Source organism: Tangfeifania diversioriginum, assembly GCF_900141875.1.
In the GTDB taxonomy this organism is placed as follows: domain Bacteria; phylum Bacteroidota; class Bacteroidia; order Bacteroidales; family Prolixibacteraceae; genus Tangfeifania; species Tangfeifania diversioriginum.
In genome coordinates this window covers 20,495-32,814 of record NZ_FQZE01000011.1, presented here as the reverse complement: position 1 = coordinate 32,814, position 12,320 = coordinate 20,495, and the positions used below count along the sequence as shown (strand labels likewise).

13 protein-coding genes are annotated in these 12,320 nt (G+C 43.3%); 9 read left to right on the top strand and 4 right to left on the bottom strand.

What is annotated here, in order from left to right:
- Positions 1-53: 53 nt before the first annotated feature.
- From BUC07_RS08695 to BUC07_RS08665, 7 genes are all read left to right on the top strand, one after another.
- Positions 54-857 carry an ion transporter gene (locus tag BUC07_RS08695; protein WP_073168439.1) on the top strand — a complete coding sequence of 268 codons (804 nt, stop codon included), beginning with the start codon at positions 54-56 and terminating at the stop codon, positions 855-857.
- A gap of 289 nt (positions 858-1,146) precedes the next feature.
- Positions 1,147-1,941, top strand: coding sequence for a thymidylate synthase (locus tag BUC07_RS08690; protein WP_073168438.1), 795 nt, complete (start codon positions 1,147-1,149; stop codon positions 1,939-1,941).
- Positions 1,942-2,006: 65 nt separating this feature from the next.
- Positions 2,007-2,264, top strand: coding sequence for a UPF0175 family protein (locus BUC07_RS08685; RefSeq protein ID WP_073168436.1), 258 nt, complete (start codon positions 2,007-2,009; stop codon positions 2,262-2,264).
- Positions 2,257-2,736: a PIN domain-containing protein gene (locus BUC07_RS08680; RefSeq protein ID WP_073168584.1), complete on the top strand. Its 480-nt coding sequence runs from the start codon at positions 2,257-2,259 to the stop codon at positions 2,734-2,736. Before BUC07_RS08685 ends, BUC07_RS08680 begins: the two co-directional genes overlap by 8 nt.
- Entirely contained in the window at positions 2,729-3,244 is a 516-nt protein-coding gene (locus BUC07_RS08675) for a dihydrofolate reductase (RefSeq protein ID WP_217652668.1), read from the top strand. Before BUC07_RS08680 ends, BUC07_RS08675 begins: the two co-directional genes overlap by 8 nt.
- Complete coding sequence (locus BUC07_RS08670) at positions 3,241-4,470, top strand: cation:proton antiporter (RefSeq protein ID WP_073168434.1); 1,230 nt, start codon at positions 3,241-3,243, stop codon at positions 4,468-4,470. Before BUC07_RS08675 ends, BUC07_RS08670 begins: the two co-directional genes overlap by 4 nt.
- Before the next feature lie 52 nt (positions 4,471-4,522).
- Entirely contained in the window at positions 4,523-6,268 is a 1,746-nt protein-coding gene (locus BUC07_RS08665) for a M14 family zinc carboxypeptidase (RefSeq protein WP_175552501.1), read from the top strand.
- A gap of 15 nt (positions 6,269-6,283) precedes the next feature.
- Here the strand turns inward: BUC07_RS08665 and BUC07_RS08660 are convergent, their stop codons facing one another.
- Both BUC07_RS08660 and BUC07_RS08655 read right to left on the bottom strand, forming a co-directional pair.
- Entirely contained in the window at positions 6,284-6,949 is a 666-nt protein-coding gene (locus BUC07_RS08660; protein ID WP_073168433.1) for an inorganic pyrophosphatase, read from the bottom strand.
- Positions 6,950-7,036: 87 nt separating this feature from the next.
- The gene (locus tag BUC07_RS08655; RefSeq protein WP_073168431.1) at positions 7,037-8,152 is read right to left on the bottom strand and encodes an aldose epimerase family protein; all 1,116 of its coding nucleotides are present in this window, start codon (positions 8,150-8,152) and stop codon (positions 7,037-7,039) included.
- A gap of 105 nt (positions 8,153-8,257) precedes the next feature.
- On the opposite strand from BUC07_RS08655, the gene BUC07_RS08650 reads away from it, so the two are divergent.
- Together BUC07_RS08650 and metF are read left to right on the top strand one after the other, a co-directional pair.
- Positions 8,258-9,838 carry a sulfatase family protein gene (locus BUC07_RS08650; protein WP_073168579.1) on the top strand — a complete coding sequence of 527 codons (1,581 nt, stop codon included), beginning with the start codon at positions 8,258-8,260 and terminating at the stop codon, positions 9,836-9,838.
- Positions 9,839-9,951: 113 nt separating this feature from the next.
- Positions 9,952-10,905 carry a methylenetetrahydrofolate reductase [NAD(P)H] gene (gene metF, locus BUC07_RS08645; RefSeq protein WP_073168429.1) on the top strand — a complete coding sequence of 318 codons (954 nt, stop codon included), beginning with the start codon at positions 9,952-9,954 and terminating at the stop codon, positions 10,903-10,905.
- Positions 10,906-10,920: 15 nt separating this feature from the next.
- Here the strand turns inward: metF and BUC07_RS08640 are convergent, their stop codons facing one another.
- Together BUC07_RS08640 and tatA are read right to left on the bottom strand one after the other, a co-directional pair.
- The gene (locus tag BUC07_RS08640) at positions 10,921-11,979 is read right to left on the bottom strand and encodes a DUF4837 family protein (RefSeq protein ID WP_073168428.1); all 1,059 of its coding nucleotides are present in this window, start codon (positions 11,977-11,979) and stop codon (positions 10,921-10,923) included.
- A 112-nt stretch (positions 11,980-12,091) separates the two neighbouring features.
- Positions 12,092-12,301 carry a twin-arginine translocase TatA/TatE family subunit gene (gene tatA, locus BUC07_RS08635; RefSeq protein WP_073168426.1) on the bottom strand — a complete coding sequence of 70 codons (210 nt, stop codon included), beginning with the start codon at positions 12,299-12,301 and terminating at the stop codon, positions 12,092-12,094.
- Between the last annotated feature and the right edge of the window lie 19 nt (positions 12,302-12,320).

Genomic DNA, 12,320 nt, shown 5'->3' with positions numbered 1-12,320 from the left:
AGGCTTTTTTAATTTGATTTCATTCGCTTATCTTTAACCTGAAAATAGATGGAATGAACCGCTTAAAAGAAAATATTTACGAAATCATTTTTGAAGCCGATACCCGGACAGGCAAAGTATTCGACATTGCCCTGCTAATTATCATACTAATGAGCGTGGTTTTGGTGATGCTTGAAAGCGTTCCCGGAATCAGGAAAAGTCACGGGGAAATGCTTACAATTCTGGAATGGGGCATCACACTCATTTTCACTTTTGAATATTTTGTACGCATTGCTGTGGTCCGAAAACCACGGAAATACATTTTCAGCTTCTATGGAATTATTGATCTTCTCTCCATTCTGCCCACCTATCTCAGCCTGATCCTGATTGGCTCACAAAGCCTTATAGTAATTCGCATGCTGCGCATGTTAAGGGTTTTCCGCATCCTGAAACTCACCCGCTACACACAGGCAGGACGCACACTGGCCCGTGCCCTTTGGGCCAGCCGCGAAAAAATCAGCGTGTTCATCTTTTTCGTTATCATTCTGGTAGTCATCATTGGCACAATGATGTACCTGGTTGAAGGGAAGGACGGAGGGTTCACAAGTATTCCAACAAGTATTTACTGGGCCATTGTCACACTCACAACAGTGGGTTACGGTGACATCAGTCCGGTAACTGCATTTGGTCAGTTTCTCGCCAGTTTTGTAATGATTTTGGGTTATGCAATAATTGCCGTTCCCACCGGAATTGTAACTGCCGAAATGATTAATCCAACCGGAGAAAAAAATATGCAGGTTTGTCCCACCTGCATGCACGACAAACACGATAACGATGCGGTGTACTGCAAAAAGTGCGGCGCGAAATTAAATCTTTAACGAAAGATGGAGTTTTCAACTCAAAACTCATGGCACCACAGGAGTGATTCCATGAGTAAAAAACCGCCCGGTTAACAACACTTCAATATTTGTGGATATTTAAAACTGATTTTTCTGAAACAAAAAAATTGGTTTGGTTATTTTTGTGAAATGTTTGTTGGATTTCATTAATAAGAATCCCGATTAAAACGATAAAAATTATCACGATTTAAGATTTTGAACCACAAAGAAAAAATGAATTCCTTTCTTGAGTCTCAAAATCTTGTGTTTTGATACTAACTTGTAAATTATGAAACAATATTTGCACCTTCTTGATACCATTCTGAAAAACGGGACTGAAAAAGGCGACCGCACCGGAACCGGCACCATCAGTGTTTTCGGTCATCAAATGCGCTTCGATTTAAGTGAAGGATTTCCGGTTGTCACCACTAAAAAGCTCCATCTGAAATCTATTATCCACGAACTGCTGTGGTTTTTGGCAGGCGATACCAACGTAAAATATTTGCAGGAAAACGGCGTGCGCATCTGGAACGAATGGGCCGACGAAAATGGCGAACTGGGCCACATTTACGGTTACCAGTGGCGCAGCTGGCCAACTCCCGACGGCCGGCACATCGACCAGATTTCGCAGGTGATCGATTCCATTAAAAACAATCCAAACTCGCGCCGGCACATTGTGAGCGCTTGGAATGTGGGTGAACTCGATAAAATGAACCTGCCCCCCTGCCACATTCTTTTTCAGTTTTATGTGGCCGACGGAAAACTCTCGTGCCAACTGTACCAGCGCAGCGCCGATGTATTTCTGGGCGTACCGTTTAACATCTCTTCCTATGCGCTGCTCACGTTGATGATGGCGCAGGTAACCGGGCTAAAGCCCGGCGATTTTGTGCATACTTTCGGCGATGTACACATCTATTCCAACCACATCGAGCAGGTGAAACTGCAGCTCACCCGCGAACCGTATCCGCTGCCAACTATGAAAATCAACCCGGAAGTAAAAAGCATTTTCGATTTTAAATACGATGATTTCGAATTGGTGGGATACCAGTCGCATCCGCATATAAAAGGGAAGGTGGCGGTATAGCAAAAATGCTGATTAGGTGAATTTTTGTAATCATACTTATTCTGTTTACCTTTGAAAAAAAGAAAATGGAAAAGGCAATTCATATAAAATATCCCGAGTCTCTGGCCAACGCATTAAAGCTTAGCCCTGAGAACTTTGAAAAAGAGATCAAAATGAGCTCGCTGGTAAAATTATATGAAATGGGCAAAATTTCATCTGGAGTTGCAGCAAAGGTTCTTGGGATAGCGAGAATTGATTTTTTGGATCAGCTTTCCAATTATAAAGTTTCTCAATTGGGGTATTCAAACCTGGACGAAGTAAATGAAGATATCGAAAATGCCTAAGATTGTATCGAATACCACCCCCCTAATCTCATTAATGAAAATATCTCAACTTGAAATCCTTAAAAAAATCTATTCTGAAATCATTATTCCTGAAGCTGTATATAAAGAAATTGAAGCTGGGAAACATAAAGATTTTTATCGAGACCTTTCAGAAATTGACTGGATTAAAATTCAAAGTATCAAAGATAAACACTCAACTGATTATTTTTTAGAATTGGATGCCGGTGAGGCTGAAGCGATTATATTAGCCTCGGAAATAGGAGCAGATTTAATTATTATGGATGAAAAATTAGGGCGGCACCATGCCAAACATGCCGGAATAAAAATCACCGGAACAATTGGAGTTCTTGTGAAAGCTAAAAAGCTGGGATTGATATCGAAACTGAAGCCATTGCTAAAAGAATTGACAGAAAAAAACGTTTGGATAAGTGATAAATTAATATCGCAAATTTGTAAAACAGTTGATGAATAAAACTATGATTCACAAAAACATTTCGATAATTGTGGCCATTGCCGAAAATTTTGCCATTGGTAAAAACAACGACCTGCTGTTTCATTTACCAAACGATTTGAAACGGTTCAGGGAAATTACCACCGGACATAGCCTGATTATGGGCCGGAACACGTTACTCTCGTTACCCAAATGGCCGCTTCCCAACCGGCGGCACATCGTGATAACCGACAAGCCTGATGACAATTTCCCGGGCTGCGAAACCGTGTTTTCCATAGAAGAAGCCATTGAAAAAGTAAAAAACGAGGAGGAAGCTTTTGTAATTGGCGGCGGAATGGTTTACAAACAGTTTTATCCGCTTGCCGGAAAACTCTACCTCACACTGGTACACCAGCCATTTGATGCCGATGTTTACTTCCCGGAAATCGATTTCTTGGAGTGGGAAGAAACTGCCCGCCAGAATTTTTACGATGAAAAAAATGGTTTCAACTATTCTTATTTAAATTTGAAAAGAAAAAGTATTGAGTGAATATTCTGCTGGCAATAGGGCTGCTGTTAATTATTGGCTACTCACTTGGATTTTTAGCCGACAAAGTCGGTTTGCCAAGAATCATCGGTTACATCGCCACCGGAATACTTTTTAGTCCGCACACTTTCAGTTTTCTTGAAGCAGGAATGGTCACCAAAACCGAACCGTTAATCGATGTCAGCCTGGCATTCATTGCTTTCGAAGTAGGTGGCTCATTAAAATGGAGTAAACTCAAAAATTACGGCTCAACACTGTCCCGCATTCTTTTGCTCGAAAGTCTTACACCATTTCTCCTGGTCTTGGTTTTGCTGGGAAGTGCCGGTTTTTTATTCTCTGAACTATTTTCTTTAAGCAGTCAGTGGGTTGTTGTCCTTGCCTTACTAATTGCACCGTTGGCAAGCCCTACCGATCCGTCGGCCACCATTGCTGTCATGCATCAGTACAACGCAAAAGGCGATGTTTCTGATACCATTATGGAAGTGGCAGCACTCGACGATGCAATGGGCGTTTTCCTGTTCAGCATTTCGGTAACAGTGGCGGCAATTGTTGCGGGAAACAGCGATGCGAGTATTGGTGATTCTCTTTTCCATGCACTTTACAAAATTCTTGGGGCAATTATTACTGGTGGAATTTTAGGATGGCTTACAGGATTGATTTCCAAATTTTTCAACATTGAAAGTGAAGGACAGTGGATTGTTTTGCTTTCCGCTTTTATCATCCTAACATTTGGAATTTCAACACTTTTGGGACTGGACGAATTGCTTGCGGCAATGGCAGCCGGCGCTTTTATTGCCAACTTTAATAAACAAAGTAAATTTCTTTTTAAAATCATTGAACGATACACAGAGGATCTTATCTTCTTATTTTTCTTCATTTTATCAGGGTTGCATCTCGACATTACTGCTATTCCGGCTGCAGCATTCCTTATTGCCGTTTTTGTAGTGCTTCGTATTTCAGGCAAGTATTTTGGCTCACGTGTTGGCGCTGCCTGGGCCAACGCACCGAAAAATATCAGGAAATACACTGCCGGCGGGCTCATTCCGCAGGGAGGCATCGTAATTGGGCTGGCACTGCTGATTTCGAAAAATCCTGACTTCTCACAAATCTCAGATACACTGCTCGCAGTTGTTATGGGCAGTGCCATTTTCCATGAAATTATAGGACCACTTACCGCTGTTCGTGCTTTAAAAAAAGCGGGTGAAACCAATGCTGAAAATTCAGAATAACATCTGTTTTAAACGAATTCATATTACATTTGTTCCTTCAATTTTAATTTCAATGATGAAAGGTATTAAATTAACGTTGTTGTTTCTTTTAATTTCGGCAACTGCTTTTTCACAAAATTCGGGGTTTCTAAACCTGAAATACGAAGAAAACTACACCCCCACCTACGACGAAGTAATTGAAATGTACCAAAAGTTGGATACGCATCATGAAAATGCGCGGCTGTTTGAAAAAGGTTTGACCGACTGCGGAAAACCGCTTCATCTTTTTGTGATGAACAGCGAACCGGAATTTGACGTGGAGGCTATTAGAAACCAGGGGAAATCGGTACTCCTCATTAACAACGGAATCCATCCGGGTGAGCCAGCCGGAATAGATGCCAGCCTGCAGTTTGCCGATGATATCTTACGCAACAATGAAGGAATGGCCCAAATTCTGGACAACACGGTAATTATTATCATTCCGGTTTACAGCATTGGCGGCCACCTAAACCGCAGTGCCTACAACCGCTCGGGACAAACCACACCCTACGAAACCGGTTTTCGTGGAAATTATGCCAATCTCGATTTAAACCGCGATTTCACCAAGTGCGATTCAGAAAATGCACGCAGTTTTCATAAAATTTTCAGCGAGTGGGAACCCGATATTTTTCTCGACACGCATACTACCAACGGCTCCGATCATCAGTACAGCATCACTCTTGTTCCGCCACCGCCCACACTTTTCCCGCCGGTAATGAAAAAGTTTCTGCGCAACACATTCCTTCCCATGCTTTACACCGAAATGAATTCCAGGGAGTACGAACTGATTCCGTATGTGAACTATTTTTATCACGACCCGAAACAGGGAATTGCCATGTCGCAGGAGGGACCGCGCTACTCCTCGGGTTTTGCTTCCATGTTCCACACCATTGGAATGATGACAGAAAATGAAATTTACAAACCTTACGCCGATCGCGTAAAATCATGTTACCAGTTTATTCAGGTTTTGGCAGAATACACTTCCGAAAACAGCAAAAACATTCAGGAGTTACGAGCCGAGGGAATTCGCGAATCAATGGCAATGAAGGAATTTCCGGTGGCTTACAAGCTGGACTCAACCCAGTTCCAGACAATTGAATTCAAAGGGTACGAAGCCGTGGACGAGCAAATCAGTCCGGTTACCGGGCTGCCCCGCTTTGGTTACGACAAATCGCAACCCTACACTGCGCAAATAAAATACCTCAACACGTGGGTGCCCACCGAAACTGTTCCGGTGCCGGAGTTTTACGTTCTTCCGCAAAGCTACCGGGAAGTTATCGAGCGACTCAATCTTCTAAATATTCAATATTCAAGACTTCAAAATGATACTGTGCTGGAAGTTACTGTCGATTATATTGATGAAATTACCAGCCCCGCGCAACCTTACAACGGGCACTTTTACCACAACAAAGTGGAAACACGGAGCGAAGTGCAAAAAATTAAATACTACCGCGGCGACCTGGTCATTCCAACCCGACAGGAAAAAATAAAATACCTGCTCGAAATGTTTGAGCCCAAAGCCGAAGATTCATTTTTCAGGTGGAACTTTTTCGACAACATTCTCGACCAGCGCGAGTATTTTTCATCGTATGGTTTTGAAGAAAACGCACTGAAATACCTGGAAGAACACCCTGAGTTCAAAGCTGAATTTTTAAAAGCACGGGAACAGAATCCCGAGCTCGCCAGAAATCACCGAGCCCAATTGGCGTGGATTTACAACAACTCCGAGTGGAAAGAAAAAACCTGGAAACGTTATCCGGTGGGGCGCATTTTCCAGTAAACTTCAAAAAAACAATTATCCGAGCAATTTGCCAAGATTATCAAATTTGAGGTTGTAATCTTCCATTGAATATTCAATAACCTCAAAAGCCTCACTGGCCCCGTAAGTTGCAGCTATTTCGGTGTTGCTGTCCTGGCCGGGCATATCCTTGTAAGTCAGAAAATAATGTTCGAGCCGTTGCACAACTATTCCCGGCACTTCGTTGATATCTTTCAAATGACCGTAAACTGTATCGTTTAACAGCACTGCAATAATTTTATCATCGGCCTGGTTGCCGTCAATCATGCGAAAACCTCCAATCGGGCGGGCATTCACGAGCAAATCGCCGTGAGCCAGCGCTTTTTCAGTAAGCACACAAATATCGATAGGATCGCCATCGCCTTTAATATTTTGCTTGCCTGTTTTCTTGCTTGCCAGCGCTCCTACTTTATCGCCGCAATACGTTTGCGGAACAAAACCGTAAAGCGCCGGCACCACGTTCGAGAATTTCTGCGGACGATCAACCCGAAGATAGCCGCTTTCCTTATCAATTTCGTATTTCACCGTATCGGTAGAAACCACTTCGATAAAAGCGGTCAACTCCTGCGGTGCATCTTTTCCAATGTAAACCCCGTGCCAGGGATGCGATTTATAGCGAAGCCCCATTAATCGTCCGATGGGATCGGATATCCTGTCTGCCATTTGTTTTAGTATTGGTTTGTTTGATGAACCCTTCAAACTGATTTTGGTTCAACTCAAACGTGATAAAAGCTGTTTGCAATCTGATTACTACTCTTCAACTCCGAACTCATAAACACAAACCGAATAGTATTCTTCTCCCGGGTTTAAAATTGTTGAAGGAAAATCTTCCTGGTTCGGGCTGTCTGGAAAATGTTGCGTTTCGAGGCAAAAAGCCGAACGATGATCGTAGGTTTTTCCGTATTTCCCGGTGTCGCTTCCATCGAGGAAATTACCGCCGTAAAACTGCAATCCGGGCTCGTTGGTGTAAACTTCGAGCGTGCGGCCCGAGTTGGGTTCCAGTACCCTCGCAGCAAAAGTCAGCGCTTCGTCGGAAGGCAAAAGTACCCAGTTGTGATCGTAGCCTTTGCCAAACTCCAGCTGTTTAAAATCAGCGTCAATCCGCTCGCCAATGGGAGTCGGCACCCTGAAATCCATTGGCGTACCTTCAACGGGTGCAATTTCGCCGGTAGGAATCAAACCGTCGTTTACCGGGGTGTAAAAATCGGCATTTATCTGAAGTAAATGATCGTTAACAGTTCCGTTTCCGGCACCTTTCAGGTTGAAAAAAGAGTGGTGGGTTAAATTTACCGGAGTAGCCTTGTCTGTTGTAGCCCAGTATTCAATTTTCAACTCGTTGGCACTGGTGAGCCGGTATTGCACTTTTACATCCAGGTTGCCCGGGTAGCCTTCCTCCATGTGTGGCGATGTGTAGGTTAAAACCAACGTATTTTCGTCGGGCTGGGCGGCATCAAATACCACATCGTTAAAGCCTTTAACGCCCCCGTGCAAATGGTTATCGCCATCATTCTGAGCAAGATGGTAAATGGTATCGTTCAACACAAACTCTCCGCTGGCAATGCGGTTTCCGTAACGGCCAATCAGTGCTCCGTAATAAATTTCGCTGGAGTTGAGATATCCATCAAGTGTTTCGTAACCTATAACAATATCTTCGAAATTACCGTTTTTATCGGGCACCCAAAGATTGACCACCCGGCCACCAAAATTGGTAATCTGCGTAACAATTCCGCTATCATTTTTAAGAGTAAACAGGTTCACTTCCTTCCCGTCAATTACACCTCCAAAATCAGATTCATCAATAAGCACAGGTTCATTTGAACACGATAATAAAACGATTGAAACCAATAAAACAGCAATTTTCTTCATTATGGTTAATTTTTGATTTGTTGAACGAATCCGCTAATTTAAGCGATAAATTTACACTTTGAAAGTTCAGATAAAAGTATTTTAGATTTTAAAATGAATTCAACCATGAGACTTCAATCGTTTTTATCAGCTGCCTTGTTCGTGTTTCTTTTCATACTCACTGGTTGCCAGCAAGAACCGGAACCGGCAAAACGCCCCAACATTTTATTTGCCATAGCCGACGATGCATCGTGGCAGCATTTTGGCGCTTACGGCTGTAACTGGGTAAAAACCCCGGCGTTCGACCGTGTGGCTGAAGAAGGAATTTTATTTTCGCGGGCCTACACACCCAATGCCAAATGTGCTCCTTCGAGGGCATGCATCCTTACCGGGCGTAACAGCTGGCAGCTGGAAGAAGCCGCCAATCATTCGCCACACTTTCCGGCAAAATTTAAAACCTATGCTGAAGCGCTGGGCGAACACGGCTACTGGGTGGGCAGTGTGGCCAAAGGCTGGGCACCCGGCAATCCGGGTGAAATAAACGGAAAGCGAAGGGAACTCACAGGTCCAAAATTCGATGAATTAAAAACCGAACCACCGGCAAAATTTATTTCGAATAATGATTATGCCCGAAATTTCGAAACTTTTTTGGATGCCCGCCCCGATGGACAGCCTTTCTGTTTTTGGTACGGAAGCACCGAACCTCACCGGGCTTACGAATTTGAGGCAGGAATGAAATACGGCGGAAAAAACCGCGACGATATTGATAAAGTTCCCGGGTTCTGGCCCGATGTGGATACAATACGAACCGACATGCTCGACTATGCTTTCGAGATTGAATATTTTGACCACCACCTGCAACTGATGTTACAGAAACTTGAAGAAATCGGGGAACTGGAAAATACACTGGTAATTGTTACGGCCGACAACGGAATGCCTTTCCCCCGAATAAAAGGGCAGGCTTACGAATATTCGAACCACCTGCCACTGGCTATTATGTGGCCCGACGGTATTAAAAATCCGGGAAGAATCTTTCACGATTTTGTCAATTTCATCGATTTTACCCCCACTTTTCTCGAACTGGCCGGTCTCACCGATAAAGAAGCCGGAATGCAACCGGTTACAGGAAAAAGCCTTACCGATATTTTTTATTCGGATGAAAACGTAACTCCTGAACGAGATTTTGTTTTGGTGGGGAAAGAGCGCCACGATGTGGGACGCCCCGACGACAAAGGCTATCCTGTCCGGGGCATTTTAAAAGGTGAATACCTTTACCTGCGTAATTTTAAGCCGGAGCGCTGGCCCAAAGGAAATCCCGAAACCGGCTACCTGAATTGCGACGGGAGCCCCACAAAAACGTACATTTTGAATACTCGTCGAAATCAAGGAATAATGGAATATTGGCAGTTGAATTTCGGGAAACGTCCCGGAGAAGAATTGTACCATATTGAAGAAGACCCTTTTTGTATGACAAACCTTGCCGGTAATCAGTCTTTTTCAGAAATAAAAGCGAACCTTTCACAACTAATGGAGGAAAAACTCAAAGCACAGGGCGACCCCAGAATACTGGGTAACGGGGATATTTTTGACAACTACGAATACGCCGGTGCAGTTCGAAATTACTATAACCGTTACATGTCGGGTGAAGATGTCCCGGCCGGTTGGGTAAATAAATCGGATTACGACACTGATTTGGCTGAAAAATAACCTCTGCCAACCCACTGGCGGCTTTACCTAAAATTCAAATTGCTGTCAATTTATATTTTAATACCTGCAAGCCGGAACGATTTATTAATTTTGCAGCGTTAAAACTGGACAGAATGAAAGTTATTGATATCATAAACAATGCGAAAAAACCTGTTTTTTCGTTCGAATTGCTGCCACCGTTAAAAGGAAATGACACGAGCCGGATTTACCGGACCGTTGAAAGCCTGACAGAATTCGATCCCAAGTACATTAATATTACCACACACCGCGATGAGGTTGAATTTTACGAGCAACCCGACGGGGCGATTGTAAAGCGCACTACCCGCAAACGACCGGGGACAGTTGCTATTGCAGCATCTATTCAACATCGTTACGGAATTCCGGTTGTGCCGCATATCCTGTGCGGCGGTTTTACCAAAAGTGAAACCGAATATGTGCTTATCGATTTGCATTTTCTGGGAATAGAAAATGTACTTGCCCTGCGCGGCGATGGCGTAAAAACCCAGCACGTTTTCAAACCTGAACCCGAGGGACATGCCCACGCCAATGAACTGGTTGAACAAATTGTAAACCTGAAAAACGGAATATATCTCGAAAAAGATTTGAAAAACAACACCCCACTCGATTTTTGCATTGGCGTGGCCGGCTATCCTGAAAAGCATTTTGAAGCCCCGAATATGGATCAGGATTTGGCTTACCTGAAACAAAAAGTGGATGCCGGCGCCGAATACATTGTTACCCAAATGTTTTTCGACAACCGGGTGTATTTTGATTTTGTGGAGAGATGCCGTGCGATCGGGATCAATGTTCCCATCATTCCCGGAATTAAGCCCATCAATTTAAAAAATCAGCTCACTGTGTTGCCCAAAATATTCAGTATTGATTTGCCCGCTGAACTATCGGGCGAACTGGCCAAATGCAAAAATAACGAAGAAGCCAGGCAGGTAGGTACCGAGTGGGCTATCCACCAGTCGAAAGAACTGGTGAAACATAATGCTCCGTCGCTGCATATTTATACCTACGGCGTTTCTGACAATGTAAAAAAAATTGTGAAGGCAGTTTTCTGATTCTCCCCCGGCAACTTATTGGTTGGCCTGAACATCAATTTCAATGGCATCCTGCTCATTCAGCAGATCATTCTCTTTCTGATTGTTCAGTTTCAGGGAATAAATCATGGCTTCCACCTGCCGCAGGTAATTCCGCTTATCTTTATTGGGTGCAAAAACATAACCAAAAGCCACAATAATCCGCTGATTGGCTGCATCCAGCTCAGCCAGGGAAATATAGGGCCCGCCCATATAATCGTTCATTAATCGCCAAAGGCCACGCATTTCGGAGGTGTAGTTGCCATTGTGTTTAATAATATTCTGAACTTGTTCAATTCTCCTTTCGGTGGCCATGTAACTGCCTTCGGTGGGACCGGGAACATTGGCTCGCAATATACTGTCGCGTACTTTTAGCAGGTAATTTTCGGTAAAAGCACTATCGGAAACATAAGGGAAAGTGTACAAAACAATGCCTTGCGAAATGGCTGGAGTTTCATACCGTAACCAAATGAAATCCTCTTTTTGCTCGGCTATCTGGAATCCGGGGGCAACTTTCATAGTCACACCAAATTCATCGTTCAGCACATTGTAAACCCCCCGCTCAAAATACTTATTATAATTGCCTGTCAACCTGTCTTTTTCTGCTTTAATAAAATAGGAAAGTATTCGATCTTTATTCTCATTAAAAAGCTGTTCAAACTCTGCCCTGTTTTTTGCCTGTATAATAACTGTTGCCTGCGGCTGCGCCCAAACATCATTTTTAAATACCACCCTCGATGTATCGACAGCTGAAGATATTTGAGTCTGCAGGATATTCCGTGTGGTTTTAAAAATTTTGGTGAAAGCAACATGCGGCACTTTAACCAGATCGAACAATGGCTCGTCCTGCGGCAGGGCAACATGCTCCTGCGCCAGGTGCTGACGAATAAGCTGGCCAATATCACTGTTCCATTCTTCTTCAGAAATTACTACGACCACCTCTCCGGCCTTTCCGGTAACATTTGTATGTATTCCGGTATTGGTGTCTTTACATGACGAAAAGACCAACACCGCAAAAAACATTAATACTATCCGTGTCACATTTTTTATGCCCATTTTATCAGTTTTTTAGTTTGTGAAAACTGCAACAAAAATCTTACCAGTATAAAATAAAAAATCCCGTTCATGCACTATGGCATAAACGGGATTTTTTAGTCTTTTTCAGTTATCAACTGTTTATTTTTTCGGGTTCTTCTTTGTTGTCACCCTTCGCCTCTTCATCATCCTCCTTGGTGGCTTTTTTGAATTCTTTCATTCCTTTGCCCAGGCCCTTCATTAACTCTGGTATTTTGCGCCCTCCAAAAAGAAGTAGTACTATAATTAAAATGATAATTATTTCCTGTGGCCCGATAAATCCTGCAATTACAAATAAGTTCATGTTTCAAAATTAAAAAGTT

Bases quoted from the DNA above. Each gene is read 5' to 3' on its own strand.
- BUC07_RS08680 (WP_073168584.1), top strand. From the start codon at position 2,257: ATGCCTAAGATTGTATCGAATACCACCCCCCTAATCTCATTAATGAAA.
- BUC07_RS08685 (WP_073168436.1), top strand. From the start codon at position 2,007: ATGGAAAAGGCAATTCATATAAAATATCCCGAGTCTCTGGCCAACGCA.
- BUC07_RS08675 (WP_217652668.1), top strand. From the start codon at position 2,729: ATGAATAAAACTATGATTCACAAAAACATTTCGATAATTGTGGCCATT.
- BUC07_RS08695 (WP_073168439.1), top strand. From the start codon at position 54: ATGAACCGCTTAAAAGAAAATATTTACGAAATCATTTTTGAAGCCGAT.
- BUC07_RS08655 (WP_073168431.1), bottom strand. From the start codon at position 8,152: ATGAAGAAAATTGCTGTTTTATTGGTTTCAATCGTTTTATTATCGTGT.
- metF (WP_073168429.1), top strand. From the start codon at position 9,952: ATGAAAGTTATTGATATCATAAACAATGCGAAAAAACCTGTTTTTTCG.
- BUC07_RS08665 (WP_175552501.1), top strand. From the start codon at position 4,523: ATGATGAAAGGTATTAAATTAACGTTGTTGTTTCTTTTAATTTCGGCA.
- BUC07_RS08660 (WP_073168433.1), bottom strand. From the start codon at position 6,949: ATGGCAGACAGGATATCCGATCCCATCGGACGATTAATGGGGCTTCGC.
- tatA (WP_073168426.1), bottom strand. From the start codon at position 12,301: ATGAACTTATTTGTAATTGCAGGATTTATCGGGCCACAGGAAATAATT.
- BUC07_RS08690 (WP_073168438.1), top strand. From the start codon at position 1,147: ATGAAACAATATTTGCACCTTCTTGATACCATTCTGAAAAACGGGACT.
- BUC07_RS08640 (WP_073168428.1), bottom strand. From the start codon at position 11,979: ATGGGCATAAAAAATGTGACACGGATAGTATTAATGTTTTTTGCGGTG.
- BUC07_RS08650 (WP_073168579.1), top strand. From the start codon at position 8,258: ATGAGACTTCAATCGTTTTTATCAGCTGCCTTGTTCGTGTTTCTTTTC.